The following is a 26,199-nucleotide window of genomic DNA, read 5'->3' as shown; positions in this document are numbered from 1 at the left end:
AAGTCACGGCAAATTAGCCATATCAAATGTTGTTATGTGACTGGTAAGATGGTTTAACTTTTACCCCGATTCAGTATTGGTAAAAGCACATCAGAACAGTGAGTAAAAATGACAGCCAGCCCAACGTTATACCAACGATATTCCAAGGAACTTAAAGAGCTTATTTATTTATCTGCCCCGATTCTGGGTGCACAGCTGGCAACTACCGGTATGGGCTTTGTGGATACCAGTATGGCGGGTCAATACTCTGCAGAAGATCTGGCAGCGGTGGCTATTGGCTCCAGTATCTGGGTTCCGATTTATCTGTTAATCAGAGGTATCCTGATGGCGACAACACCGACTGTCGCCCATCTGTTTGGTGCCCTAAAAATTGACCAGATTGCTTCACCGGTTCGTCAGGCCATGTGGCTGTCTCTGGTGTTAAGTGTGGTCGGTATGGTGTTGATGATCAATGCCATGCCATTGCTCAATGTTCTGGAAGTCAATGCCGAAATGGCTGCCAGGACGGATGCTTATCTGGATGCATTGGCCTGGGGTGTGCCCGGGATCTGTTTATATCAAACCATGGTCAGCTATTGCGAAGGGCGCTCCATTACCAAGCCGGCCATGCTTATCAGCTTTGTCGGTTTGCTGATCAATATTCCGCTTAATTATGTGTTGATTTATGGCAAGTTCGGCTTTCCGGAAATGGGTAGCGTAGGTTGTGGCTATGCAACAGCCATCTGTTTCTGGGTGATGTGCCTGTTGATGTTCTGCTACACCCGGTTCAATCAAAAGCATACAGAAGTGAATCTGTTCGACCGTTTTGAATCGCCCGACATGGGGCGAATAGCTGCTCACCTGAAACTCGGCGTTCCCATCGGTCTGGCCATCTTTTTTGAAGCCAGTATCTTTTCGGCGGTCGCTCTGGTTATCGGCAAACTGGGCGCAGTGACCGTCGCGGGTCACCAGATTGCATTGAATCTCGCCAGCATGGCCTTTATGGTGCCGTTGAGTCTATCCATGGGAATCACCATACGGGTCGGTCAGGCTCTTGGGGCTGGTGATCCTCAGGCCGCGAGGTTCTCGGGGTATTCGGGTATCGTAGCGACCCTGCTGACAGCCACCCTGATTGCTGCTGTTATGTGGGCGTTTGCCGATGCTCTGACATCGCTTTATACCCGGAATACTGCGGTTAAAGCTTTGGCTGCCCAGCTGTTGATCTTTGCTGCACTGTTCCAGTACGCCGATGGTATTCAGGTCGCTTCCAATGGTGCATTAAGGGGTTACAAAGACACCCGGGTACCTATGATCATTATTCTGATTGCCTGCTGGGGTATAGCTCTGCCACTGGGTTATACGCTGGGACTGACGGATTTTATCGCCGATGAACCTATGGGTCCCCATGGTCTCTGGATCGGATTAGTGCTGGCACTGACGCTTTCTGCTGTATTCCTGCTGCTGCGTTTCAGATCGCTGAGCAAGAGAGCCATTGTGACGTAATCGTTTGCCATGAATATTGATTGAAAAATGTGCAATCTGAGTGTCAGAAAGGGCCGACGAATGTCGGCTCTTGTCAGTATCCGGTGCCTTGAGAGCTATATGGACAATGTCTCAATTTTACCAATCAGTGCACACCTGTTCTGTCAGGGTTGGCAGTGTGATGCCGGATGAGATAAAACCAATAAGAATAAGTACGACACATCATGAGAATGTCTCTATTTGGGCAGACTTATCAGGGGTTTGCTATTATCAGTCGGTGCATGCGTAGTCTTGGCTGCTCAGAATCAAGCTGACGAATTCTGATCCAATCGAAAACACGAGAGCAAGGCTCTTACTCCCCAGACTTTCAGTGCATGGTTAAAGTGACTTTTGTTGTTCACTTGTACTTTGATTCTATAAAAAAGTCGCTTGACGTTTTTTACTCTTTCCCTGCATCCGTTTCACTGAACAATGAAAAAAGAGTTATTTATGAAACCCCTCATGCATAGGCTTTTTTTCACGCTGCTTTTATTGTCCACAATTACCCTCAATGTTCGTGCCGATACCTGTCCCGGGAACACGCAAGCTGATTTCAGCTCTGGCATGATGAAAGGTGCTGGCGAATTAACGACAGATATCTTTGAGGCTGCTCATCCCGATGTCCTGATGTGCATGCCTTCCGACACTCGAGCCGATGCTGGCGATTTGATTGGTAAGGTCATCCCCGGAACTGAACCTGATTCGTTTGTCTGTGCATACCCGCGACTACTTGGTGTTGTCGTCCAGGACACACAGTACACCGCTAACTTCGATTGGCTCGATGCAAACTATGAGCAGCTTGCCACCTGGCTTACTTCATTTGCCCATATTGAAAAAAACGACAATGGTTATTATTACGTATCCAGGAGCTATTACGTATTCAAAAACAGAAATCAGAACGCAGGTCACCTGGACATCTGTGTGCAGTCTACCGTTGGCAAAGGATTTGAATTTGGATATGAAACGCTATCGGATAATGGTGAGAACTCATGTGGGTTGTTTGTTGGTGCCTTGTATTTCTCGCCCTTCTTCCGACCAGCTTTGAACGACCAGAGCGAGAGTGATGAAGGTAGCAATGAGGGTAGCAATGAAGTTAGCTATGCAGCTAACGATGAAGACGATTTTTGCTCCAAATGCGAGAGCCCATCGTTCCATGGTGACTGCCCCAGATGTACATGCACTGTTGAACAGTTTTCTCCTGCTTGCCATTTATGTAATGGTGATGGCTGCAATCCTTTTCGTTGCTCTATTTTTACAACCTGGGATTCTTGCCCTTCAGGTTCCACCTTCTATGAAAATATCCTCTGCTTCGGTTTGAGCTGCCCAAAAAAACCTGTTTGTAGTAGGAAGCGCTGTCACAAGAAATCAGAATAGTCTTCTCGTCCGGTTAAAAATATTCAAGCTTCAGACGCCCCTGATTATGGAGCTTGAATGTGTTTAACCGGACAGCAGTGCCGCCTGTGGTTGAGATGCCTGCCTTGCCTCTTCTATAATGCCGCCTTCCCGTTTCCAGTAAAGTGCCCATTGCCACTTCGTGAGGCCTATGAGTGACCCCATGACAAAGACCAAAGTATTAACCGGTATTACCACCACAGGCACGCCGCATCTGGGCAATTATGTGGGTGCTATCCGTCCTGCGATTGAAGAAAGCCGTGACGAAAACATTCAGTCCTACCTTTTTCTGGCGGATTACCATGCCCTGATCAAGGGGCGTGACCCCAAGCGTATTCACCAGTCCGGGCTGGAAATTGCCGCGACATGGCTGGCTTTGGGTCTGGATACCGATCGTGTCACTTTTTATCGTCAGTCTGATATTCCGGAAATTATGGAACTGAACTGGATTGTCGGTTGCATGACCGCCAAAGGTCTGATGAATCGTGCTCATGCCTATAAAGCAGCTACCCAGAGCAATCAGGAAGCGGGCGAGTCTGACCCGGACAAGGGCGTGCTGATGGGGTTGTTCAATTACCCGATCCTGATGGCGGCGGATATCCTGATGTTCAATGCCAACCGTGTTCCAGTGGGTCGTGATCAGGTTCAGCATCTGGAAATGGCCAGGGATATTGCCGGTCGAATGAACCACCACTACAAAACCAGGTTTGTGCTGCCAGAAGCCGTGGTGGGTGAAAACACTGCGGTTCTCAATGGTCTTGACGGTCGCAAGATGAGCAAGAGCTACGACAACACCATCCCGTTGTTTGTGCCAGAGAAAAAGCTGCTCAAGCTGATCCGCAAGATCAAAACCAACTCTCTGGAGCCCGGTGAACCTAAAGACCCGCAAACCTGCACTCTGTTTCAGATCTTTTCAGCCTTTGCGACGGAACAGGAGGTGGCTGAAAAACGGCAGCAGTACGAAGCCGGTGCTGGCTGGGGTGACCTGAAAAATGAACTCTTTGAATACATCAACAATGTACTCAGGGAGCCTCGTGAACGCTATAACGCGTTGATGGCTGACCCGGCATTTATTGAAGCTGAGTTGCAAAAAGGTGCAGAAAAAGCCCGTGCTGAAGCAGTGCCGTTCCTGCAGGATATTCGCAATAAGGTGGGTATCCGTCCTTTTGCCTGATTTTTTTCCCACGCCAGACATTTGCTTTCTTAAGAGCGTCCTTTCAACAGACGCTTCTTATCTGACAATAAAGAATGACAAAGCTATGCTCTTATGAAACTTTCATGTTCAGGAGCCTGCCGAGATTGGTGCCCGAAGTCACTTTTTAACGCCTTATCAGTGCAGCGCGGCATTGCTGAAACAGTCTCGTCGGGCCGGGGAGCACGGTTAATGCCTTACGCTTTGTTGTCTTTTATCTTCATATTATTTGCGATGCTTGTCGCCTGGTTCAATCGAAGATGGGGCATCGTTTTGTTCAGCATTTCTCTCGTTCTGATTGCATTGATTTTTATGCATCATATTTCTGAGCACCTGGAAATTTATCTATAGACACCTGTCGGAGATCGGTCATGAACTCTCGCAGTGAGATCAATGATTTTGTGAAATTTGCCAGTGTTTTTGAATTGACAATCACCTGCCTTCTTCTGGTTGTCGCTTTCTGGTTTCAATTTGTGATGGGGGAGTTACCCTGCCCTCTCTGTATATTGCAGCGGCAGGGAATACTAATCATTGCCTCAGGGTTTCTGCTCAATATGAGGTATCATATTCGACCTGGTCATTACAGTCTGTCGCTGCTGGCAGCCGTCTTGACGAGCTTTATTTCTCTTAGGCAAATTGCACTGCATCTGACAACACCTCAAGGATATGGTGAAGCTATCCTGGGGCTGCATATGTATACCTGGTTGTATATTCTGTGCTCTGCTTTAATCGTGTACATCGCACTGGTCATAGGCTACTCCAGACAATTTGAATTGTATGCATACAGGAACGAGGTTTCAGAAGCGAGAGACCCAAGAATTCGAAGGTTTTCCCATTTGGCCTTTGCGTTTCTAGTGTTTCTGGTTGTTGCCAATATCGTTTCAGTCTTCTTTGAGTGTGGCCTTGAGCAGTGCCCGGACAATCCGCTGCGTTATATGTTTTATGGATGGCTCTGACCATGAGACGCATTGCTGCCGTGCTCAGGATAAACATCCGGAGTGACAAACACCCGGGTAGTAAATGACAGGTCACGATAAGGTGGATTGGGATAGATCAGTTCTACAAAGCTGGCTTTCCAACCTTTTTCGGGAGCTTTTAACGCAACATCGGCCCGACAGCTTTTATGGCAATGGAATTTGAGTGTTTCGGATTTAAACCGGGTGACTGTGGGGTTGTCAGGGCTGGTTCGGAAATCTTTGGTTTCAGGATTTTCTGCAGTCCAGAGTTTCATGGCTTTGGGGGGCATTGAGGCTTCCACTTTCAGGTTTTGCTTAGAGACATCCCAGTTGATCCTGGGCATGGGACGATCTTCAATGGTGGCTCCGTAAAAGGATTCGATGGTTTCACTGACCAGTGTTTGATCCATTCTGAGAATGTAATGCCGCAGGTCAGGAAGAAATCTCAACCATTTTTCGCCTTTCAGATCATTAAAGTAATAGCGGCTGGAATCGGGTAAGAAAAAATCATCGCCCGTGGCATTGATGATGTATTTTGGCATGGCCAGCTGAGGAAGGTAGGAATAGGGGTCGATCACTTCCATTAACTGAGTCAGAGGTTGGGTACCGAGTGTGTGCATCAGAGAATAATAGTCTTTGATAGCCGGAGCCCAGCCCTGGTAGCTATTGAAATGGTGGCGCATACTGTCTTGCAGGTTAAGCACATCAATGACCATGGGTATAATGGCGGAGACCCTTTTGTCCATTGCTGCAGTCAGCCAGACTGTCCAGCCTCGTTTTGACCCCCCGGCTAATACAAAACGGTCAATTTTTATATGTTTTTCTTTCATCAGTGCCTGAACTGTATCCATGGCTCTGACGGAAGCCTTGACCATGGGCAGTCGGAGTGGCCAGTTATAGTTTTTCTTCGGGTTATCGAGGAATTTTTGCCAGGTATAGGCAATCAGAGCATCCTCCTTCAGTGGTTTTTTGTCTCCAAATTGCAGGAACTGGTTTGGAATATCTTTCAGGTCAACGACGACTGACCGTGTTCTGGCAGCTATATGGGAAAAATGCAGGGCATCGGTGAACCTCTTGTTGTTATCGGGCTGACCTTCAGGCCAGTGGATGGTGCCGCCATTGATATTGAGCAGCGCTGTGTCGGCGCTGACCTTTTCCGGTACATAAACCATGACCCGGTGCTCCCAGACGGGGTCAGAGACTTTTTCCTGCTCGCCAACAGTCCAGCGCAGAGACTTCATATTGACAGGGTATACTTTGACCTTCAGCACTTTTCCATCCAGCTCAACGCGCTCTTCAGTTGCTGGTGAAACACTCCACTGATAATTCTTATCTTTCTGCTTCAGGTAGCAGGGCAGCACGTCATGAAAGTGCTTACCCAGGTAAGAAGGGGTACAGTTTCCGGGAGAGACTTTCAGGTGATCTCTGGCATGAACCTGATGCCTCAGAATCAGAAGACAGAAGCAGAGCAATGTCAGTAAGCCGAACCGAGATCTGGGGATGAATTCTTTTGCCATTTTGTTACTCTTGTTTTGCAAGTTTCCTGGTCGTCCGCAAGGGGGGTCGATCGAATCTCATTTTATTTTCTGAATAATGTTTATATCTTCAGAAATGTAAACGTTCCATTTGTCGCCGAGCATTAGCGACAAAGGGAATGGGGGGACGAAAACTGTTAACAACAGGATCGTGTAGTGTTTCAATGACGGAGTTGAACAACTATCGCGGGGTAGATGTCAGTATGATCTTCATCAAACTCTCTCCACTTAGTGCTGGATATTAAATCACCCAAGTCTTCTCGTACCCATAGATAAGGAGCTTTATCTACCTGTTTGTACCACCGGGCTTTTACCACGCGATTGTGGGAATCCTGTATGATGATGTCTTGATAAGATTGCGACCAACCGCATTTACTGAATGGTGAGGCGTTTAGGTTCATGATTGCCAGGGGTTGTGATGATGATGGATTCTGACCTTCTTGCCATGTGAAGGTGAAACCGTCGTCAATCATAGGAGGATAAAGCATACATCGAGTTTCACCATTCCTATCATAAGAAACGCTGTAGATTTGTCTGTGATCGCCGTCTTCAGGTGTCACAAAAGCTATCCAGCTACGTTTTGCTACTGCGTTTGCGTTGAACAGCAGGATCACTAATGTCGTTATTAATTTCAGTTGCGTCAGTAAGCCGAACCGAGATCTGGAGGCGAATTCTTTTGCCATTTTGTTACTCTCGTTTTGCAAGTTTCCTGGTAGTTCTCAAGGGTGTTAAATTATGGTTTCTTACTCAAAACAGGTACTGTTAACATGAAGTCTTTCAGCCTTGATTCATGATCTCTCTGGAATCTCGCCTTGGTATTACCACTAACAAATTTCTTGCAGGCTTCTGATTCAAGATCCAGGCAGGCCGGAACCCTTTTTTGATATCTGACGTGGCTTTCACTCTTCAGCCAAAGGCTCTGACCGGGCAGAAAACTGTACTCCAGGCTGTTGCGTGCAAAATCAATAATCTGGTCAAGGGACAGGTGAATACTGTTGCCGGTCTGATCAGGACTGAAACTGGAGACGGCCTCTACAAACTGACTGGTCAAATCGACTTTCAGAATACCCGGATAGTCAGTAGCCAGCGTCACTGCAATATTACTGCTGACATAAACAGGAAAGGGGTGACCGCTGTTGGCCCCGATACCGCTCAATCGCCGGTTACTGGTGAGTGGAATTTCAACAGCAATGTCATTATCCAGCATGGTTTTGAGCAGTTCGGCACTGCAGTTGGCGTATTCTTCATTACCGGAGTCAGATTGCTTCAGACAGTTCTGTGCCATAAAGCTTAATCCGTGACCTACACGTTTGGGCTGAACGATCTGAACAGCATCTGCCATGGTGGTTCGATAGTAAAAATCTTCAACCGTGGCCTTGGCCAGTTCTCCTGCATTAAGACTGATACGCTCTTTCACCAGAGGGTATTGTTTGTGGTTTTTCAGAAAACTCAGCATTTTCATGTGACTGAGGTAATCATTCAGTGCCCTATCACTATTTTCAGATCCGGCTATGTTGATGCCCAGCACCTGATGGTCGTTGCCGGAGAGACTCAATTGAGCCAGTTCAAAGGCAAAGATCATCTGGGCGTAAACCTGGGGCAGGGGATCAGCCCGGTGTACTTCGTGTAGAAACCGGACGCTAACAGAACACGCAGGGTGAGAGTGACTATGAGAGCAGTTCAAATGATCGTCAGAAGCTTTCAAGGCGTTGGCTATCTTTCCGGCAGCGGTCTTTAACTGGGTTTGAAAATCTGACTGGGAACTCAGTCTGGCACGAAAGTCTTCCAGACTTTGGGTGCTGTCAGGGTTCGGTGTGGGAAGATGAGTGATAAGAGAAAATAACTTGTCTGGCCCGTTTGCTTCATCGAAGTAGACAGTTGATTCAATGTAGGAAAGTCCATCAACAGCGGCCTTTTTTCGTACATATGAAATGAAACGGGCATCTATCCCATCGAACAAGGCTTTAACCATAAGAAAGTAGTTGCGAACCTCGTCGGGATCATGACCGTCTGGAAGCATAAGTTGCTTGATCAGAGCTGCATGGTTTTCTTCATTACTGACATAATCCTTCACGGACTGTGCGCAGCAGTCACACGGGGCCATGTACTGGTTGTTATACATGCAGAACCCTCGTTCTATCGCAATATCAATGACCTCTTTGGGTTCAATGGCCCCCATGAAGCGATGATGGAGATTGCCGCCTTTTGGCAATTGATTCATGAACGTCTCGAGTAGTGGACGATTGTCACGAATACTGTCCAGATAGTCACTGGTCCGCTGATGCCCTCTGGTTAACTCGGAAATCTCAAAGTCAGAGGCTGAAAAACTGCTGTTGGCCGTCAGGATCAGTATCACCAGAGCGGCTCGAACAAGAATATTGGAATGCATAATTTAACGATGCTGAGTGCAGAGGATATCAGTATAGATATATTTTGTGTGATCATTCTAATGTGGATTATTTCTGTTGTTAGTCGTATGTGCATCCTTTTCGTGATTAACCACCATGAAGCAGAGAAAAGAGTTACTATAGTCAAGCAGTTAATCTTTAAAGGTTTTGCTTATGTCATTGAAAACTCCTGCTTTACTCCTGCTGGCTCTGTTTATGAGTGGTTGCTCCACGCTGGGTTGGAAAGCGGGGGATATGGCCAAGATCCAGTTTGATCTCAATGAACTCAACAGGGAGGGTCTGCGTGGTAAAGATGACAGCTTGACGGCAGTGTCCTATGAATTCTGTATTCCTGACAATATCGAGTATGTTGATCAGGTTATGGCGATTGATCCAACGCTGGTTGTTTACCGGGTTTCGCCGGGAAAAATACAGTGCCGCTCAGGCGAGTATCTGGCCGTCGGTGACACCCATCAGCAGGATTACTATGAAGTTCTGAAAAAACTCACAGAGCTGGAGTACGTTAAGCGTATTCAGGAAGCGACATTTGAGTAAGTGTAAAGAGCCCCGTTTGGCTGATCAGGTAGCAACAGAAAAAGGCAACCTTCTGGTCAGAAATCCATTGTTGCGACTCTTGTATCAGGGGTTGGCAGTACTTTGCATTGTGCTCGGCATTATAGGTGCTGTGTTGCCTCTGATGCCAACGACGGTGTTTCTGTTGATGGCATTGTGGCTCAGCGTTCGCTCTTCACCAAAATTGAATCAGTGGCTGCTGGGGCACCCAAGGTTCGGTCCGGTCCTGAAAGAATATCTGCATGACAGGGCACTCTCACCCAAAATAGGGTATCGGGCTCTGGCATTATTATGGCTGGGCATAGGGATTTCAGTCTGGCTGGTTCCCCAGGTTGTTCTGAAAATATTGCTGGGACTGATTGCACTGGCGGTGAGCAGTTATCTGTGGGTACTAATGCGCAGATACCAAAAACAGTGAGTCAATAGCACACTGATCTTTGTAATCATGCCACGGGCAAGAATAAGGGAGCAGGTCGTTTTGATATTCATTTTCCAGGCTCTGACTATAGTGAAGAAAAGGTATTAAGTCAGGGCATCATCATGGATTTGAGAAAACTTTTGCTGGGCGTCGGCATTTTATTGATTCCGGTTACAGGGTACGCGAAGCCAATTTACAAATGTCAGGTAAATGGCGCTGTGGTTTTTACAGAAGAAAAGTGCGATAGCAATGCCAAACCTATTGAACTTAAGGGGTTGGCGGCACCCCTTGAGCCATTTGATATGGATAAACTGCGGGGAATGGACGAAAAGGTCCGCGCCCGGATGATCGAAGATCGTATTGCTCTGAGACAAAAGCGCATTCGGACCTACCGTGATCGCATGCAGAGCGAGCTGAAACAGCTGCAGGCCAAAATCAATAAAAAGACCCCTCAGAATAAAAGCCAGCCCCGAAACAGTGTTAAGGAAAAAGACATCAATACTCAATCGAAGTCTATTGCAAACAGTGTTGATCAGAAGACCAAAGGAACCTTGTCTGATCAGATGAATGCGGTGGTAGCCCGTTATAAAACTCTGATTGAAGCGGAACAGTTTCAAATTGAACTGTTGCTGCAGGAGCTCAGGGTTAACCAGATGATGCACCAGAACACCTCACAGAATAATTGATTTATAAATTCCGGGTGCCGGATTCATTTCATCTCGCAGGATGCAATGAGGAAGTTGTGGAAGCCCGAAAGGCTGCGTTATCAGCTCTGGCCATTGGGCTTTGTTAGAGTGCCTATCGTTATTGTTATGAACTTTTCTTGAATGCAGACACGGCCCTGAGTAGTTCTTGACTATTTTGACGAAATCGATTGCCATAAAAAAAAGTGAGGATTGAGAGTCCAATGAATCAGTTAGAGCAACTCAAGGGAATGACGAAAGTAGTGGCAGACACCGGCGATATCGAAGCCATTCGTCGATATCAGCCTGTAGATGCTACAACCAATCCATCCCTCATTCTGAAAGCGGCTGAACTTCCTGCTTATGAGCCACTTTTCAATAGTGCTCTGGAGTATGGCAAATCCAAAACTGATGATGGAGTGGCTCAGGTCAGGCATGCCTGTGATTGGCTGGCCGTAGCGATTGGTAAGGAAGTCCAGCAGGTCGTACCGGGTGTTGTCTCAACAGAAGTCGATGCTCGTTTATCATTTGATAAGGATGCCACCATTGGCAAGGCTCGGGAGCTGGTTGCCCTTTACCGCGAGCAGGGCGCGGACCCTGAACGTCTGCTCATCAAGATTGCTTCTACCTGGGAAGGCATTCAAGCTGCGAAGGTTCTGGAGCAGGAAGGCATCCGTTGCAATTTGACCCTGTTGTTCAATTTTGCCCAGGCTCAGGCTTGTGCTGAAGCTGGTGTATTCCTGATTTCTCCATTCGTTGGCCGTATTCTTGACTGGTACAAAAAAGCTGAAGGTCGTGACTTTGAAGCGGCTGAGGATCCGGGTGTGGTTTCTGTGACCCGCATATACAACTACTACAAGCAGCATGGCTACAATACTGTGGTCATGGGTGCCAGCTTCCGTAACACAGCTGAGATTATTGAGTTGGCGGGTTGTGATTGTCTGACGATCGGCCCGGGTCTGCTGGATGATCTGGAGAAGACAGAAGCGACGGTTGTTCGGAAGCTGTCTCCGGAGAGTGCCACATCCAGTCATGAAAAAGTGGTACTGAACGAACAGGCTTTCCGCTGGGCAATGAATGAAGATGCGATGGCCACAGAAAAACTCGCCGAAGGCATTCGTAATTTTGCCAGAGATCAGGTGAAGTTGGAGAGCCTGATCGAATCCAGACTGTGATTTTTTTCCCAAAACAACACGACATCAGACCCTGAAGCAGATACAGAAACGCCCGGTATCTGCTTTTCATCAGAACTTTTATCTGCCGACTGCGGCCATGGTAATTCTCGAAATACAGGTGAGCCGCCCCTGTTCATTTTCGATCCTGATTTCCCAGACCTGTGTGCTTTTGCCAATGTGAACGGCTCTGGCGGTACCAGTCACCCGTCCGGAAGTGACTGACTTAAGATGATTGGCATTGATCTCAAGGCCGACACAGTATTGATCTTTTGCGCAGCAGAGGTTGGCTGCAATGCTGCCAAGGGTCTCAGCCAGAACCATCGATGCGCCACCGTGTAAAAATCCAAGGGGCTGTTTGGTTCTCTCGTCTACCGGCATGGTGCCACGAAGAAAGTCGTCGCCTATTTCTACTATATTGATACCCACATGACTGCACATACTGCCTTCACATCTCTGATTCAGGCTTTCTGGAGTAGCTTGGGTCTTCCATATCGACATGGCAGGCACCTTTCATGTTATGTATCACACACCTTTTTTGCTCTTCAAGGTGTATGAGCAGTCAATTTCACTGGAGGAATTGCTATGAAAACCGGGGCATCTTTTTATTCTCTGGACAATCATTCGATACCAGGAAGCATAATCTTCTGTCTATCGGTGGTTTCCATTCTGCTGGTGTTTTGCTCTGTCGAAGTAGAAGCGGCTCCGAGCAAAGCGCCCGTGAATATGGAAGAAGCATACAGTCAGCTGGAGCAAAAACTCAATCTCACGGATGAACAAAAGCCCAATGTAAAGGCCATCCTGAAGGAGAGTAGGGAGAATGTGAAAAAGATTCAGGCCACCGATCAGGACCGGCTTGCAAAAGCCAGGGCTCTCAAGGCAAACAGGGATGAAACCAATAAGAGACTGGCGACGGTACTCAACGATCAGCAGATGCAAACCTATCGAGAGTCACGCAAGGAACTACGGGATAAACTGAAAGAATATCGGGATATGAAAAAGTCTGAGTAGCCCCCTGATATCGCTCAGTGCTATTGCGATATATGATCTCTGATGGGCTGTCCGGTTATCCTTTTTTGTCGAGTGGATAAACAGTCAGGGCTGCTCTAAGGATAAACGTCAGGAGTCACCCGAACGCCTGATGTCAGGATCAGATCCGGATAAGGCGCATTGTTGAAGACCAGCTCGATAAAGAAGGCAGTCCACCCATTCTCGGGCGTTGCAGGGTAAAACTGATAAGTCCAGGGCATTGAGACGACAGGTTCTATACGGGTTGCTTTATAGCGGATACCTGCCTGTTGCAGTACATCTTTTCGGAAGTCTCTGGCCTCAGGGTTATGGCAAACCCAGGCACGGGCTAATTTAGGTTCAAGGCTGGTTCTGATTTCCAAACCACCTTCATCCAGCAGTTGCCAGTTCATGGCGGGCATATCCTGCTCCGAGATCAGCGCACCAAAGACAGAAGCCATGATCTCATCGGTGTTTACGTCACTGTCCCGGCCCAGGTAATGGCTGGCATTCGGTAAATACCTCAGCCAGGTTAATTCGGATAACTTCGGGTAATAGAAACGGGCAGAGTCTGGTGGAAAGAACTCGTCGCAACTGGCGTTGACAATAAATGCAGGCAGATGAAGCTGACTTCTGTAGACAAAGGGGTCAATATCATTGAGCAATTGCTGCATACCCTTGGATTCCAGGCTTGACAGAATGTCATGATCACTGTCTGCATAATCGCTGATAGCGCTGGCAAAGCCGCCATAAACATTCAGATGATGATTCATGCAGGCTTGTACGTTCAATGTATCGATCACCATTGGAATAAGAGCCATGACCCTTTGGTCAGCGGCTGCCGTCAACCATGAAATCCAGCCCCGTTTGGAAGCCCCGGCGATAATGAAGTCATTTATTCGGGAGCATTTTTTTTCACTGATCTCTTCACTGAACTCGCACAATGCATCCATGGCCCGGATAACACTTTTCACCATGGGCCATTGAATGGGCATAAGACCATTGTGTTCAGGATCTTCCAGAAAGGCTTGCCAGGAAAAAGCAACAAGATCATCTTCCGACCTGGGAACACCATCCCGAAAGGTCAAAGGCTGGTTGGGAACATCTTTGAGAACGGCTACCGGGGCTTTGGTGAGTTGGCATAAATGTGCGCCATCGACATTATGCGAGGGAGTGAGTTCAAGGGATGGATCGTGCCTTGATCCACCATTAATCATTAACAGACAGGGACTCTCTGAACCTCCTTCAGGCCAGTAAAGTGTGAGGCGGTGTTGCCATTCCGGCTGAAGGATGCCAAACCCTGAGCCTTCCTGCCAAGTCTGGGAAATCAGTTCTAAATGGCTAACGGAGACGACCGGAAACTCTTCGCAATGAGAAGTTTCAAGGCAGCGCCAGCTGAAGCTTTCGTCTTTTCTATTCAGGTAGTCCAGAAATATAGGGTTCAATGCCAGACCTCATAGTTACTCAAGTTCCTTTAAGTTTCATCGGCGGTTCTGGAGTGAATAACAGCCGGGAGTCACTTTGCAGTCAGTCTATCGTGTCTGGGAAAAAAACGTTCGATCTGGCGAACTTTTTTTATCGGTTCAGGGTCGAAGAGAGCAGTACTCTTTTTATTAATTGGGTACAGATTCTGGTTAAAGCGAAAAAATCGACTAAACCTTATCTTGCCTGGTCATGAAGTTTCTGGAGTCTCATGTGCTGATTGTTGCCGAAACACCCCGACTGATCCTGCGAACCTGGCAAGAAGCTGACTTAAAGCCGTATGCCGATATCATTGGAGCAGTTCACCAAGAACTGCATTACAGTATTCACTCCCCCGCCAGCGAAGCAGAAACCGATCTCTGGCGTTTTCAGATCGAACTTGACCATAAAGGCTGGTCTCGTTGGGCAGTTGTTCTAAAAGAGAGTAACAGGCTGATTGGCAACTGTGGATTTTCGGCCTATGGCGATACCATAGAGATGAGCTGGCGGTTCAGTCAGGAGTATCGCGGTCGTGGGCTGGTCATCGAAGCGGCTGAAGCTGTGACCGATCTGGGGTTCAAAAGATTGGGCTTCAAGGAAATCATCTCTTTTGCTTCACCCCAAAACGAGTTTGCCCTTGATGTGATCGAGTCACTGGGTATGAGTCTGGCCGGTTATGAGGGATGGTGTAATTTAACGGTTGCCCGGTTTTCTCTGAGTTCGGCAGAAGCTCTCAGTCACTCTCATTAGTCTGAATAGACCATCAAAAAAGTAAACAAACTTCCTCTAAAGCGATACCTTTTCCGTGCGATCATTTAGCTTGAGAATAATGACGGGATTGCATTTTATGGTCTATCGATTTGTACACTTTTCTGATCCCCAGTTGGTTCCGGCGGGCATGTTGAATTACGACATTGACCCACAGGCAAGGTTGAAAAACTGTGTCGATACACTTGTGCAGCAAGTGCCGGAATCCAGCGCCTGCATTATTACCGGTGACCTGACACACTGGGGCGAGAAAGAGGCTTATAGAGCCCTGAAAGAAGAGTTGGACAGGTTGCCTTTTCCGGTTTACTGCCTGATGGGCAATCATGATCACAGGCAGAATTTTCTGGATGTTTTTTCGAGTCACCCAAGGCAGCAGGAAGGTTTTATCCAGTTTAAGCTCGAAACAGAAGGGGTCAACCTGATCTGTTTGGATACTCTGGATGACAGAAAGCGCAGCGGGATTCTTTGTGAGCAAAGACTGGCATGGCTTAGAGATGAACTGAAGGCATCAGACAAACCGGTTTGCCTGTTTATGCACCATCCTCCTTTTGAAACGGGGTTGGCGAGTATGGACAGGGACAATCTGATCAACTCAGCAGCACTCTGGTCAGCGATCAAGCCCCATAAGGAACGGATCAGGCATTTGTTCCTGGGGCATTTGCACCGCTCTGTTTCAGGCAGTTGGCAGGGGATCAGCTTTTCATGCCCACCTTCACTGGTACACCAGACACCTTTTGATTTTGATAACCCCAGGCCAGACTCTGTTTCGCCAGAGCCTCCGGTTTATAATCTGGTGGATATTCACCCGGACAGAGTGGTTGTCCACACTCACAATTTTTTGCATGATTTTCCGGCTATTAACAGCAGAACCTGTCAACGTTACCAAAGGCCTGTGGATCCCGAATCATGAACTTTAATGAACCTGCACTGCTGAAAAGCTGGGAAGAACGTTTTGTCGAATACCTGCAAGACAGGGACTGCGATGATGCCTCGCACGACATTTCCCATTTTCAGCGGGTCTGGAAAACCGCTCAACAATTGATGGATGAGGGGCGTTTTGACATTAACCGGCTGGTGGTTCTTGCTGCCTGTTATTTTCACGACATTGTGGTGTTGCCAAAAAACCATCCGGAGCGCTCCAGGGCTTCCACCCTGGCGGCTGAAAAGACCCAAGTCTGCCTGAAATCTCTGGCCTTTCCAGAAGAGCTGACGGCTGCCGTGTGTCATGCAGTAAAAACTCACAGTTATTCCGCTAATATCACTCCTGAAACACTGGAAGCTGAAGTGGTTCAGGATGCCGACAGGATGGAAGCTTTGGGCGCGATTGGTATTGCCCGCTGTTTTTATACGGGCGGCAAGCTGGGCCAGAAACTGTTCGATCCCGAAGATCCCATGGGGAAAAACAGGGCGCTGAACGATCGTCAATACTCGCTGGACCATTTTGAAATCAAGCTTTTACAGATTCAAAAGACCATGAAAACAGAGCCCGGGCGTAAAATGGCGGCACGTCACAGTGATTTTTTGCAGACCTTCAGAACCCAGCTGTGTAAGGAGCTTTCAGGCGACTACAGCTGAATAAACCCTTGGTTTTTTTGTGTCTTTATACTATTAACCTTTTAGAAATCTACTTATACTTTCCGGCAATCTTGTCGGAGCGCCACAGGCTGAGACCGAATTGCTGTTTTTCGGAATCCGTAGAACCTGCTCAGGTTAACACCTGCGAAGGGAACAAGATGGCCTATCCGGCAAGCTATATCGAAACCGTCATGAACTCAACGTGAAGGATACAGAAACGATGGCTTGCGAGAAAAATGCGTCCGGGTTTGACCGGCAGTTGCTAATGGACGCCTGTCGCCCTTTTCCCAACTCTCAAAAAACCTATGTAACAGGCAGTCGCGAAGACATTCGTGTGGGTATGAGGGAAGTTCGCCTGCACGATACCCCCGAACGTTTTGGTGGCGGCAAGAATGAACCGGTGCGTATTTATGACACTTCGGGCAGTTACACAGAGACCGGCGTTCCTCATGATTTGAATCAGGGCCTGCCTGGTTTGCGCTCACAGTGGATTGAAGAGAGAGCGGATACTGAGCTGCTCGACGATCGCTCCTCGGAATTTGCCCGCTCCCGTCAGTTCGACCTGCGCTTGCAAGATATTCGCTTCAAAGCACTGAGAACGCCACGCAGGGCCAGGGCTGGCCAAAATGTCTCCCAGCTGCATTACGCCAGAAAGGGGATAATTACTCCGGAAATGGAGTTTATTGCGATTCGCGAGAGTATGGGGCGCACTGATGGCTCCCATATCACCCCGGAGTTTGTCAGAAAAGAAGTCGCTGAAGGGCGTGCCATTATCCCGGCCAACATTAATCACCCTGAGTCCGAGCCCATGATCATCGGGCGTAACTTTCTGGTGAAGATCAATGCCAATATTGGCAATTCTGCGGTGACCTCTTCCATTGAAGAAGAAGTTGAAAAGATGCTCTGGTCGGTTCGCTGGGGTGGCGATACGGTGATGGACCTATCCACAGGCAAGAACATCCATGAAACCCGTGAATGGATTATCAGGAACTCGCCTGTGCCTATCGGTACTGTGCCTATCTATCAGGCTCTGGAAAAGGTCAGGGGCAAGGTGAAAGACCTGAGCTGGGAGGTCATGAAAGACACCATTATTGAACAGGCAGAGCAGGGTGTGGATTACATGACGATCCATGCCGGTGTTCTCAGGGAACATGTTGCTAAAACCAGAAACAGGGTAACAGGCATTGTTTCCCGGGGTGGAGGTATTCTGGGCCAGTGGGCAGAGATGCATGATGCTGAGAATTTCCTCTACGACAATTTTCGGGAGCTGTGTCAGATCTGTCAGGCGTATGATATCAGCCTGTCTCTGGGGGATGGATTGCGTCCCGGCTCTATCGCCGATGCCAACGATGAAGCGCAATTTGGCGAACTGAAAACCCTTGGGGAACTGACAAAGATTGCCTGGGAATACGATGTTCAGGTCATGATAGAAGGACCGGGTCATGTACCCATGCACCTCATTAAGGAAAACATGGAGATGCAACTGGAGCATTGTCATGAAGCGCCTTTCTATACCCTTGGACCTCTGACTACCGATGTGGCACCCGGCTATGACCATATTACTTCGGGCATTGGTGCTGCCATGATTGGCTGGTATGGCTGCGCCATGCTCTGTTATGTCACACCCAAAGAGCATCTGGGCCTGCCTGACAGAGATGATGTAAAAGCCGGTCTGATTGCTTATAAAATTGCCGCTCATGCTGCTGATTTGGCCAAAGGTCATCCCGCTGCCCAGGTTCGGGATAATGCCCTGTCCAAGGCGCGCTTCGAATTCCGCTGGCTGGATCAGTTTAACCTGGCTCTGGACCCTGATACGGCCAAAGCCTATCACGATCAGACATTACCTCAGGAAGGTGCGAAAGAGTCTGAGTTCTGTTCCATGTGCGGACCCGATTTCTGCCCTATGCGCATGACCCAGGACGTCCGTGAACTGGAAGAAACTGCCTGAAAATAAACTTCGGGAGTCAGTCCTCTGGCTGACTCTCTGTCGCCTGTCGAATAAGTGACGTAACCACAGCTTGCTAAGCTTTTGGGAATGCTTAGCTATGCCAATGACAAGGAGGTCATAGTGGTTCCGTTTTCTCCCCTATCATTTCTTGATTTCTATAAATCCAATAAAGACGTTCAAGGCAAATACCCCATTCTTGATAATGGTCGCTTGTCATCGGAAAAAGTCGGCTGGGTTCTGGGGCCGTCCGATAAGTACAATGCCTTTTGTCGCTCCGTAAGCATTTATTACCAGCGACACAATGAGCTTATGGATAAACCGGAGCTGGTGGGCGTTAGTCGTGAAGTACGGACGGCCACCGGGGCCAGAACCCCGCTGTTAAAAAGAGATGTATCCATCACAGATCCGGCTACGCCAAGAAAGGCCAGTGTCTGGAATGATGAATGTGTAGCCTTAAACCAGGCCAGTCTGACCGTTCTGCATGAGGCTGAGGTTGAGCTGGTTCAGCTACTCCTGAAAAAAGCACCAGACAATGAAATAGTGGCAGCCGTCGAAAACCTGATCTCAAAGTTCTGTTTGACCACTAAAGCCCGAGACAAAGATGACTGGGAATCTCATTTAAAGGACTTTATGGAATCCGAGAAAGTCGATATCCGGATTCAATGTGCGAAACATCGGGCTCCTGATGAAGAGAAGCCTTATAGGGTTACATTACTTCAATCAACAACGGATACAACTCGCAAAAATGTGTTCACTTCCCGGCATACTGGCGATCTGGACCAATATTTTTACGTCATGGATCAGGCTATTGATTATTTCAAGACAAACCCTCCCAGAGAGCTTCGATGTACCAGACGGGAGCGGGCGAATGCCCGCCGTAGTGATGCACTTGATACTCAGCGCCTGTCTGCGATTACTCCGCCGCAAATCAGAGAGAAGCTGGTTCACAGGGCATGTCAGATATTTGTGGATATTCTCGGAGACAGACAATACAGTTTGACCGTTCAGGATATGAAACAGGCTTATCGGGATAAAGTGATGACCGATGAAATGGTCAATGCCTGCCTGGATAATATGAAATTTAATGATCCTCTGCTCAACGAATTGGGGCGCACGGTTAATGAGGGTAAGTTCCTGTACGGCGTTCTCCCCGCAGAAGATGTTCAGGCAGCTTCAGAGGCTGCTTCAAAGACCGTAGAGGACGACAACGCAATACCTGTGTTTACCAGCCTTGAGAAATTCTATAGCTACCTGAGACAGTCTTCTGCAAAGCCCCATGACATCAGTGACGAGCTGGACGACGATTATAGGCAAATGGGTTTTAGCCCATTGGGCGAGGAGTTTGTTGGCCCTCAGCAACCAGCAACTAGGGAACAGCTGGAAGCCTTTAAAAAAGCCAGGGCATTCAACCCGGATATAAAGGATGCAGACCTTGCAGTGGCTATTCATCTTTTAAATACCGATGAGAGGCTGGCCCGGGGAGTTTTGAACAGAAGCCCTCGTCAGCAGGACTACATCCGTGAGTTTTCCGGGAAAATTGTGGTAACAGCCAAAAAGGTGATTGCAACAACGGATGGAGCGTCTGTTGTTCCGCAGACAGTCACGATACCGCCTCCTGTTTCTGAAAAACAGCCAGAAGCTTCTGCTGCGAATACTATGCCCTCTGAGCAGTCTTCATGGCAGTTGCCGGAAATGGACGACGCTCAACAACAATTCCTGACCATGAAAGCTCAGTGGGATCGTATACAGCCATCCGGCCAGCAACCCGACCGGGTTGTCAGTGGCCGGTTTAATCAGCATAGGGTTCATGCAGTTTCTTTTGAGGATGCTGTGCGTGATCTGGAAAAAGAGCGTCGACAGATGCTCATTAATGTCCAACCGAATACGGAGGCAGAAGCATTTAACCAGATTAAGGAAGATATTGACCGTGGTTATAACCGTTCCAAAATTGATCTTGAATACCAGTACGGACGGATTGATAAGGATGAAGCCACACGACAGATAACGGCTGGAACTTTTGGCGCTGATAGAGTCAATCGCCTCGCCGATCTGGATAAATTGACAATCCACAGGCAGACCCTGATTTCAGCCGATGAAGAAGTTGAATTTGAACTCCTCAATAACGTTGTATCCGAACTCTATAAGAGACAGGCAGCGGGTAATTCAAATTGTCAGGGCTTTGCCAACTCTCTGGAGCATTTTGCCAGAGGCAAGGGGTATAACCAGGTCCATGCCATTTCAACGCCAATAGAGATTCCTTTTGATAACAGTGAGACGACGCCTATTGTGGGTTGGGCCCAGATCGACGGTATTGAAGAAAAACAGCATCACCATCAATTTCAGAATCATGTCGGTGAGTTTTTCGAAGCCATCAAAAAAGGTCAGCAGAGACAGCCCGGTGCCGCCAAAAGGCCATTAGCCGAGGCGTTTGATAGTGACCGGTATGTTGTCCTGAAATCAGGCGAAAGCGGTGGTGCCGGTCATTACACCTTTCTGCAAAGACTGAAGTCATCCGGGCGATTTATCGTAGTGGACGCGCAAAACCGACAGATGTTCCCTGTGCTTAATCCCGATGGAACACCGACGGATGAAGCCAGAGATTACTTCAACACTGTCTCCGTCCAGGCGTACTCTCCAGAGTTTGTCACTGATGAGCAATATGACAGGGAGATTGACAGCACCAACCTCTGTCTGGCCAGTGATCGAAATTATGGCCATCTGATAGGCGTGTTTGAGCAGCTGGATAAGGTACCTGAACAGTGGCAGGTCAGCATTGAAGCAGCTGCTGACTGGTTATCCAGCCATGTCAATGGGGCGCCTGCCAGGGTTGAAATTATCAAAGGTCTGGAGAGAGCTCCGGGACGTGAGCTGTGGCCTTCTTTGTGGGATGGCACCTACCAGCTGAGAAGACCCGCTGAAGTCGAACCTTTGAAGCATCGTTTTGATGCCTTCGATCCAAACAAAGGGCGAGAGTCGTGCCGTGATCTGATAAAGAATCTGGTGCTTCTGTCACCTGAGCAAAGAAGCAGTCGTCGTACGGCTTATGAGGCATTTCAACAGCTCAGAGGCAGATATATACAGATTGATCAGGCAATGAGGGATGTTCAGGAAACCAACTTTAATGCAGCTTTTCCAACGGAACGGGAGTGGAATGAGTATTGTGGTCCCGATGTCGATATGAGGCTACAGGCTAATATCGACAAGGCTGAGCAACAGGTGATTAATGCTCAACCGATAAGTAAGTCGACTGCAATGAAACAACTAATGGACGACTTATGGAAGTTATCTCCCGCGGCATCACAAAGTCGAAAGCAGGCTGCCAGAGAATTGGTACAGATTCGACCTGAACTCCAATTGAGTCCAGCGGAGGTAGAAGCGAATCTATCCAGATGTTTCTCTGAAGCGGGTTGGGATTTCCTCTGGGGGGGATTGAACCTCAAACGCAGCCAGCTGATCTCTCTGCAGGTGAGAATGGACCAGGCGCAAGTTTCCAGAGCAGAAGACATGAAAGCATTGATGCCTGAGATGTTGAGGCTTTCTGATCCTGCTGCCAATAACATAGAGCTTGCTTCGCAGGAACTGGCTCAGATACGACCCGATTTAGGTCTTGATCCTCTGGAGATTGAAAGAAACCTGAAACAGGCATTCCCGAATAATGACTGGAAAACAGAAAACCGCGCGCTCAGGGGGAGGGCTAAAGAAGTCAAAGATGATATCAAGCTGAATTTGATGGGCCGGGGACGTCGGGTCATGACCTGGGGGCAGAATGAGCTTCCAGCTGCTCAGGCAGTCACGGTTCCACCTGGCGAGGTCACAGTACCTGAAGCAGCGAGTGCTTTACCAGAAGCTCTGAAAGTCCGTGAGTCAGTTAGAGTGCCGAAATCACAAGACATCAGGGAAGTGCTGGCACATATCAAGCCCGGTGAACCGGTCCTGGTCTGTTTCGATTTGGATGAGACGCTGATCGCCAAAGATTTAGTGGCCGAGGGTCGTCAAGAGAGACGTCTGGTCAATCCTGATACGGCCAAAATCATTCAGGATATCCGAACAAAGGCGGGTCCGGGCAATGCCAGAATTATTCTGCTTACTGCCAATGACGAAGACTCTTTGAGAAAAAAAATTGAGGAAACACAACTCGATAGAAATCTGTTTGATGATGCAATCTCGATCAAAATCCAAACGGGGCCACTGAAAACCAAGGAGCAGGGCTTGCATCACTACCTCGACAAATCCGGGCATCCGGCACAACACATCGTCATGGTGGACGACTTGCAGGACATGCTGAAGTCTGTTGAAAAAGCCGCTGATGACCGAGGCATACCCTATACGACATTCCACTTCTATGGCGCTAAACCGATGATTTACAGGGTCGACTTTGCTGCCGACCGGGAAATGTTCACGTCTGGAGATGGAAGAGGTCCTGATATCAGTTTTGAGCGATTTATCGAGCTGCAGGAGCTAGCTGATGATAACGGTTGGAATTCTGGTGATTTGACAGCGATCTATATCAACGAATCGCCTTCAATGAGAGATATGATTGATGGGCAGAGAGAGTTCAACCCTAGTTTTGATTGGCGAGACTATAAATTACCAACAGGCTATCAGCCTCCTGCGCATTTGGGGAAACCTGTGATTAACTATCAATAATCAGATTATCCGGGACCAGGTTTGGATAAGAGACTCAGTCTGGGCTTTGTTGCCCAGATTAATTCTCAAGCCTGTTTTACCACTTTCATCGGCCTTCGGTCGAACCAGTATATGGTGAGACCGGAGGTATTTTTCGATCTCATCCGGGTTGTTCGGGAATGTCCAGATAAAGTTGGCGACACTGGGCCAGTAATCAATTCCTTTGCTGTTCAGAAAATCTTCAAACATGGGTTTGGAGACTTCCATCACTTCTTTAACATACTGTTCGGTATAGCCAGGGTTGGAAAGCGCTGCATCTATCGCAACCACTGCCAGCTGATTAACGTCGTACGGGCCGCGAACATTCAGCAGTGCTCGTATATTCTCACTATTACTGATGACATAACCAAGTCGAACAGAAGGTAAGCCCCAGGTTTTTGAGAAGGTGCGGGTAATCAGCAGATTGGGGTATTGTTCAACGACATCTGCCACTGTTTTCTGCGTGTATTCAAAATAACATTCATCCACAAGAATAGCGGCGTTGGGGGCAGCGGCGGCAATTTCAAGAATGTCTTCCCTGGCCACAATAGTGCCGCTTGGGTTGTTGGGATTGGAAATCACTATAAGCCGGGTTTTATCGGAAATAGCATCAAGCACAGCCTGTCTGGGGAAACCATTGTCTCTGGAATATGAGGGCTCAATAATGTTGAGGTTTTCTACCCTGGCCACCTGCTGATACATGGCGAATGAGGGGCGGGGAATAATGGCTTCTTCACCTTCACGGCAGGCTGAGCGGATGATCAGTTCGATACCCTGGTCGGAGCCGTTGGTGATCATCAGCTGATCAGTATCAACATGGCAGTATCTGGCAATCTTTGCAGCAATGTTCCCATAGGATGGGTAGCACTGCAGGCGATCAGCCCGAATGAAATCAATCATGGCCTCTTTCACTGAAGGGCAGACGGGCAGGGTACGTTCATTAAAGTCCAGCAACAGATGGTCATGAGGGTCCCGGCCTTCCAGAGGGGGGGTGTAGGCTCCCATTTGGACAATGTGGGATTTGAAAATACTCATGACGAAGGTTCCTGCCTGTTCTTTCAGGGCGCAAGTATATGCAGAGCGTGTCTGGCAAGCCAAGGAAAATAATGCGAGTAGCTGGATGCAGGCCGAATAACATGAGTTTGCTGTTTGTTTTCTGGAAGGTCGGATCAAGCCAAAAGATCAACCATGACAGAGGCTTAATTGGCCAGATGGCTTTCCAAAAACATCATTGCAGTATTATGCCCTGAAGAACGGCGGTTAGTAATGCGATTAGCGAAAGGGCTGTGAGTGTCGAAGAATTACCCATTTCGGTGTTACTTTTTATTCTGGTTACCGGGCTGGGTTCTTCACAGTATTCTGTTGTAGTGGCCTCTGTTGTATTGACTGCTGTTGTATTGACTGCTGTTGTATTGACTGCTGTTGTATTGACTGCTGTTGTGATGACAACTGTTGTAATCGTTTCAGTTGTGCTGGCTTGAGTTGTAGGCGTTCTTACACCATCGACCCTGTATATCGCGACCTCTGTTCTACCGACTGACAGCCATTTACCGTCGGGGCTGAATGCAAGAGCGTGTGCCGGGAGCGGTGACTTTACGAACGGCAGAGTGTCCGTGAACACGTTGGATAACGGTGTGATCACATAAATACTCACATATCCATTTATATGCCCAACCAGCAGTTGGGTAGCTTTTCGGTTGAAGGCAATGCTCAATATCCGCCTCGGTGCGGTAAGGGTTTGTAGAGGGTTGCCCGGGTTCGTCCCATTATAAAGATTGATTTTTTTTCGATCATCCGCAGATGCCAGCAGGGTGCCGTCGTGGCTGTAGGCAACAGTTAATAACCGGGCGCCTGGAATAAAGAAGTTCTTCAGGAGGTTATAAGGATTGGTCCCGCTGTAAATTCTTACCCTGTTGCCACTCTCGGCGACTGCCAGCTGGCCGTTGATGGGGTGGAAGTCAACTGTTTGTATATAGTTTCTTGCATCGGTCAGGGTTTTCACGTAAGTGAACAGATTTCTCCTGTTTTTAACATAGAGCCTGACATCTGTATCTTTCCCCCCGGCTGCCAGCAGTGTGCCGTTGGAGTTAATGGCAACAGTTTCTATATCGCTTTGCCCTTCGATCAGGGTTTGCAGGTGTTTGAACGGGCTCACTCCTTCAAAAACATTGACCGTATCATCATCCCCTCCGGTTACCAGCAGAGTGCCGTCGGGACTGAAAGTAACGCTTCCTATAAAGTCTGTTGCGCGCACGAAACGCAGGAGCCTGGGGTATCCTGAACTCATATCAAAGATTTGCAGGCTTCCTGAAAGACCGCAGGAGTTAGTGCCGGAACGTACTCCCACAGCCATGAGCGTACTGTTTTTATTCCATGCAATACTCAAAGCGCTGTGGGGTCCACAAGGTGTTGGCAGGGTGGCAGTGGGCGTTGAAGTGGGTATTGCCTGTGGCTGGTTCGGACCTATGTCAATTACATAGAATAATTGAGGAGGTATTTCTCCTGGCCCAATTGAGCGCGGATTTTGAGCCTGTATGCAGCTTACCGGAAGTGAGATAATAAGACTTGCAATAGCCAGATGCTTCCCAAAGTTCATTACCTTCCTCCAGAACTCCAGCTTTGAATAATTCGGACAGTTTCCTCAACCGGTGTGGCCATGACAGAAAACAGTGAAAATAGAGAGACGAGGCTGCTTCAGAAGCGGGCAGCGCTTCCGGGCTTCTGGAAGAAAAAACTGCTGTTCATTCAGGATTGGAACAAAGAGTATCTGGGTTGATCGTTTACGATTGAGTATAAGCGTCTGGATGAAAGAACACCAAAAACATCTCTGTAATATCATTTCCTGAAGAACCGCTGAGAATAATGTGACTGGTAAGAGGTTTGCGGGAATCGTAGCGTAATGCACTTCTGTAACAGCTTTTGTGGGGCTCGTCTTATGAGTGGGAATTTTTCATCATCTTTAATGA

General features: G+C 48.1%; 22 protein-coding genes and 1 riboswitch. Of the genes, 15 read left to right on the top strand and 7 right to left on the bottom strand.

From position 1 onward, the window contains the following. The first annotated feature begins 108 nt into the window (after positions 1 to 108). The 5 genes from ACO6V5_RS16755 (at position 109) to ACO6V5_RS16735 (ending at position 5,040) form a co-directional block, all read left to right on the top strand. Positions 109 to 1,482 (top strand): MATE family efflux transporter, encoded by a 1,374-nt coding sequence (locus ACO6V5_RS16755; protein ID WP_422411789.1) that lies wholly within the window; start codon positions 109 to 111, stop codon positions 1,480 to 1,482. A 468-nt stretch (positions 1,483 to 1,950) separates the two neighbouring features. Next, entirely contained in the window at positions 1,951 to 2,874 is a 924-nt protein-coding gene (locus ACO6V5_RS16750; protein WP_422442135.1) for a hypothetical protein, read from the top strand. 181 nt (positions 2,875 to 3,055) lie between these two features. Further along, positions 3,056 to 4,066: a tryptophan--tRNA ligase gene (locus tag ACO6V5_RS16745; protein WP_422136639.1), complete on the top strand. Its 1,011-nt coding sequence runs from the start codon at positions 3,056 to 3,058 to the stop codon at positions 4,064 to 4,066. A gap of 93 nt (positions 4,067 to 4,159) precedes the next feature. Beyond that, positions 4,160 to 4,435 (top strand): DUF5993 family protein, encoded by a 276-nt coding sequence (locus ACO6V5_RS16740; RefSeq protein ID WP_422492129.1) that lies wholly within the window; start codon positions 4,160 to 4,162, stop codon positions 4,433 to 4,435. Between the two features lie 20 nt (positions 4,436 to 4,455). Continuing rightward, positions 4,456 to 5,040 (top strand): disulfide bond formation protein B, encoded by a 585-nt coding sequence (locus tag ACO6V5_RS16735; protein ID WP_422411794.1) that lies wholly within the window; start codon positions 4,456 to 4,458, stop codon positions 5,038 to 5,040. Here ACO6V5_RS16735 and ACO6V5_RS16730 read toward each other — a convergent pair. The 3 genes from ACO6V5_RS16730 to ACO6V5_RS16720 form a co-directional block, all read right to left on the bottom strand. Continuing rightward, positions 5,025 to 6,557, bottom strand: a complete 1,533-nt coding sequence (locus tag ACO6V5_RS16730) for a PhoPQ-activated pathogenicity-related family protein (RefSeq protein WP_422411796.1) — start codon at positions 6,555 to 6,557, stop codon at positions 5,025 to 5,027. The two genes, ACO6V5_RS16735 and ACO6V5_RS16730, sit on opposite strands and share 16 nt — an antisense overlap. A 179-nt stretch (positions 6,558 to 6,736) precedes the next feature. Continuing rightward, the gene (locus ACO6V5_RS16725) at positions 6,737 to 7,258 is read right to left on the bottom strand and encodes a hypothetical protein (protein ID WP_422411798.1); all 522 of its coding nucleotides are present in this window, start codon (positions 7,256 to 7,258) and stop codon (positions 6,737 to 6,739) included. 50 nt (positions 7,259 to 7,308) lie between these two features. Next, positions 7,309 to 8,964: a hypothetical protein gene (locus ACO6V5_RS16720; protein ID WP_422139753.1), complete on the bottom strand. Its 1,656-nt coding sequence runs from the start codon at positions 8,962 to 8,964 to the stop codon at positions 7,309 to 7,311. Between the two features lie 172 nt (positions 8,965 to 9,136). Here ACO6V5_RS16720 and ACO6V5_RS16715 point away from each other — a divergent pair, with 172 nt between their 5' ends. The 4 genes from ACO6V5_RS16715 (at position 9,137) to tal (ending at position 11,811) form a co-directional block, all read left to right on the top strand. Then, entirely contained in the window at positions 9,137 to 9,517 is a 381-nt protein-coding gene (locus ACO6V5_RS16715; RefSeq protein ID WP_422136644.1) for a hypothetical protein, read from the top strand. After that, positions 9,510 to 9,953: a YbaN family protein gene (locus ACO6V5_RS16710; protein WP_422136645.1), complete on the top strand. Its 444-nt coding sequence runs from the start codon at positions 9,510 to 9,512 to the stop codon at positions 9,951 to 9,953. The genes ACO6V5_RS16715 and ACO6V5_RS16710 overlap by 8 nt, the downstream gene beginning before the upstream one ends. 122 nt (positions 9,954 to 10,075) lie before the next feature. Next, positions 10,076 to 10,639, top strand: a complete 564-nt coding sequence (locus ACO6V5_RS16705) for a hypothetical protein (RefSeq protein WP_422139754.1) — start codon at positions 10,076 to 10,078, stop codon at positions 10,637 to 10,639. Positions 10,640 to 10,860: 221 nt separating this feature from the next. Further along, the gene (gene tal, locus ACO6V5_RS16700; RefSeq protein WP_422411801.1) at positions 10,861 to 11,811 is read left to right on the top strand and encodes a transaldolase; all 951 of its coding nucleotides are present in this window, start codon (positions 10,861 to 10,863) and stop codon (positions 11,809 to 11,811) included. Between the two features lie 78 nt (positions 11,812 to 11,889). Here tal and ACO6V5_RS16695 read toward each other — a convergent pair whose 3' ends face one another. Next, on the bottom strand, positions 11,890 to 12,309 hold the full coding sequence (locus ACO6V5_RS16695) for a hotdog fold thioesterase (RefSeq protein WP_422136648.1): 420 nt from the start codon (positions 12,307 to 12,309) through the stop codon (positions 11,890 to 11,892). 84 nt (positions 12,310 to 12,393) lie between these two features. Here ACO6V5_RS16695 and ACO6V5_RS16690 point away from each other — a divergent pair, with 84 nt between their 5' ends. After that, a complete protein-coding gene (locus ACO6V5_RS16690) occupies positions 12,394 to 12,819 on the top strand; it encodes a hypothetical protein (protein ID WP_422136649.1) in 426 nt (141 codons plus the stop codon). Positions 12,820 to 12,914: 95 nt separating this feature from the next. On the opposite strand, the gene ACO6V5_RS16685 is transcribed toward ACO6V5_RS16690, so the two are convergent. After that, entirely contained in the window at positions 12,915 to 14,261 is a 1,347-nt protein-coding gene (locus tag ACO6V5_RS16685; RefSeq protein ID WP_422411804.1) for a PhoPQ-activated protein PqaA family protein, read from the bottom strand. A 250-nt stretch (positions 14,262 to 14,511) separates the two neighbouring features. Here ACO6V5_RS16685 and ACO6V5_RS16680 point away from each other — a divergent pair, with 250 nt between their 5' ends. The 5 genes from ACO6V5_RS16680 (at position 14,512) to ACO6V5_RS16660 (ending at position 23,215) form a co-directional block, all read left to right on the top strand. Further along, a complete protein-coding gene (locus ACO6V5_RS16680) occupies positions 14,512 to 15,027 on the top strand; it encodes a GNAT family N-acetyltransferase (RefSeq protein ID WP_422136651.1) in 516 nt (171 codons plus the stop codon). Positions 15,028 to 15,124: 97 nt separating this feature from the next. Further along, the gene (locus tag ACO6V5_RS16675; RefSeq protein ID WP_422136652.1) at positions 15,125 to 15,955 is read left to right on the top strand and encodes a phosphodiesterase; all 831 of its coding nucleotides are present in this window, start codon (positions 15,125 to 15,127) and stop codon (positions 15,953 to 15,955) included. Next, positions 15,952 to 16,620, top strand: coding sequence for a phosphohydrolase (locus ACO6V5_RS16670; RefSeq protein ID WP_422411806.1), 669 nt, complete (start codon positions 15,952 to 15,954; stop codon positions 16,618 to 16,620). Before ACO6V5_RS16675 ends, ACO6V5_RS16670 begins: the two co-directional genes overlap by 4 nt. Before the next feature lie 65 nt (positions 16,621 to 16,685). Further along, positions 16,686 to 16,790: riboswitch (TPP riboswitch) on the top strand. Positions 16,791 to 16,840: 50 nt separating this feature from the next. Next, positions 16,841 to 18,568, top strand: a complete 1,728-nt coding sequence (thiC, locus tag ACO6V5_RS16665) for a phosphomethylpyrimidine synthase ThiC (RefSeq protein WP_422136654.1) — start codon at positions 16,841 to 16,843, stop codon at positions 18,566 to 18,568. Positions 18,569 to 18,655: 87 nt separating this feature from the next. Beyond that, the gene (locus ACO6V5_RS16660; protein WP_422442137.1) at positions 18,656 to 23,215 is read left to right on the top strand and encodes an HAD family hydrolase; all 4,560 of its coding nucleotides are present in this window, start codon (positions 18,656 to 18,658) and stop codon (positions 23,213 to 23,215) included. Here ACO6V5_RS16660 and ACO6V5_RS16655 read toward each other — a convergent pair whose 3' ends face one another. Together ACO6V5_RS16655 and ACO6V5_RS16650 are read right to left on the bottom strand one after the other, a co-directional pair. Then, entirely contained in the window at positions 23,216 to 24,268 is a 1,053-nt protein-coding gene (locus ACO6V5_RS16655; RefSeq protein ID WP_422136656.1) for a pyridoxal phosphate-dependent aminotransferase, read from the bottom strand. A 193-nt stretch (positions 24,269 to 24,461) separates the two neighbouring features. Continuing rightward, positions 24,462 to 25,829 (bottom strand): WD40 repeat domain-containing protein, encoded by a 1,368-nt coding sequence (locus ACO6V5_RS16650; RefSeq protein ID WP_422409988.1) that lies wholly within the window; start codon positions 25,827 to 25,829, stop codon positions 24,462 to 24,464. Between the last annotated feature and the right edge of the window lie 370 nt (positions 25,830 to 26,199).

The sequence above is a fragment of the Endozoicomonas sp. ALD068 genome, from assembly GCF_049310145.1.
In the GTDB taxonomy this organism is placed as follows: Bacteria; Pseudomonadota; Gammaproteobacteria; order Pseudomonadales; family Endozoicomonadaceae; genus Endozoicomonas_A.
Note: the sequence above shows the minus strand (reverse complement) of the source record. Positions and strands in the feature narration are given on the sequence as shown.

What these genes read in the sequence shown, in the direction of transcription:
- ACO6V5_RS16755 (WP_422411789.1), top strand. Translation starts at nt 109, where the DNA reads ATGACAGCCAGCCCAACGTTATACCAACGATATTCCAAGGAACTTAAA.
- ACO6V5_RS16750 (WP_422442135.1), top strand. Translation starts at nt 1,951, where the DNA reads ATGAAACCCCTCATGCATAGGCTTTTTTTCACGCTGCTTTTATTGTCC.
- ACO6V5_RS16745 (WP_422136639.1), top strand. Translation starts at nt 3,056, where the DNA reads ATGACAAAGACCAAAGTATTAACCGGTATTACCACCACAGGCACGCCG.
- ACO6V5_RS16740 (WP_422492129.1), top strand. Translation starts at nt 4,160, where the DNA reads ATGAAACTTTCATGTTCAGGAGCCTGCCGAGATTGGTGCCCGAAGTCA.
- ACO6V5_RS16735 (WP_422411794.1), top strand. Translation starts at nt 4,456, where the DNA reads ATGAACTCTCGCAGTGAGATCAATGATTTTGTGAAATTTGCCAGTGTT.
- ACO6V5_RS16730 (WP_422411796.1), bottom strand. Translation starts at nt 6,557, where the DNA reads ATGGCAAAAGAATTCATCCCCAGATCTCGGTTCGGCTTACTGACATTG.
- ACO6V5_RS16725 (WP_422411798.1), bottom strand. Translation starts at nt 7,258, where the DNA reads ATGGCAAAAGAATTCGCCTCCAGATCTCGGTTCGGCTTACTGACGCAA.
- ACO6V5_RS16720 (WP_422139753.1), bottom strand. Translation starts at nt 8,964, where the DNA reads ATGCATTCCAATATTCTTGTTCGAGCCGCTCTGGTGATACTGATCCTG.
- ACO6V5_RS16715 (WP_422136644.1), top strand. Translation starts at nt 9,137, where the DNA reads ATGTCATTGAAAACTCCTGCTTTACTCCTGCTGGCTCTGTTTATGAGT.
- ACO6V5_RS16705 (WP_422139754.1), top strand. Translation starts at nt 10,076, where the DNA reads ATGGATTTGAGAAAACTTTTGCTGGGCGTCGGCATTTTATTGATTCCG.
- tal (WP_422411801.1), top strand. Translation starts at nt 10,861, where the DNA reads ATGAATCAGTTAGAGCAACTCAAGGGAATGACGAAAGTAGTGGCAGAC.
- ACO6V5_RS16695 (WP_422136648.1), bottom strand. Translation starts at nt 12,309, where the DNA reads ATGTCGATATGGAAGACCCAAGCTACTCCAGAAAGCCTGAATCAGAGA.
- ACO6V5_RS16690 (WP_422136649.1), top strand. Translation starts at nt 12,394, where the DNA reads ATGAAAACCGGGGCATCTTTTTATTCTCTGGACAATCATTCGATACCA.
- ACO6V5_RS16675 (WP_422136652.1), top strand. Translation starts at nt 15,125, where the DNA reads ATGGTCTATCGATTTGTACACTTTTCTGATCCCCAGTTGGTTCCGGCG.
- ACO6V5_RS16670 (WP_422411806.1), top strand. Translation starts at nt 15,952, where the DNA reads ATGAACTTTAATGAACCTGCACTGCTGAAAAGCTGGGAAGAACGTTTT.
- thiC (WP_422136654.1), top strand. Translation starts at nt 16,841, where the DNA reads ATGGCTTGCGAGAAAAATGCGTCCGGGTTTGACCGGCAGTTGCTAATG.
- ACO6V5_RS16660 (WP_422442137.1), top strand. Translation starts at nt 18,656, where the DNA reads ATGCTTAGCTATGCCAATGACAAGGAGGTCATAGTGGTTCCGTTTTCT.
- ACO6V5_RS16655 (WP_422136656.1), bottom strand. Translation starts at nt 24,268, where the DNA reads ATGAGTATTTTCAAATCCCACATTGTCCAAATGGGAGCCTACACCCCC.
- ACO6V5_RS16650 (WP_422409988.1), bottom strand. Translation starts at nt 25,829, where the DNA reads ATGAACTTTGGGAAGCATCTGGCTATTGCAAGTCTTATTATCTCACTT.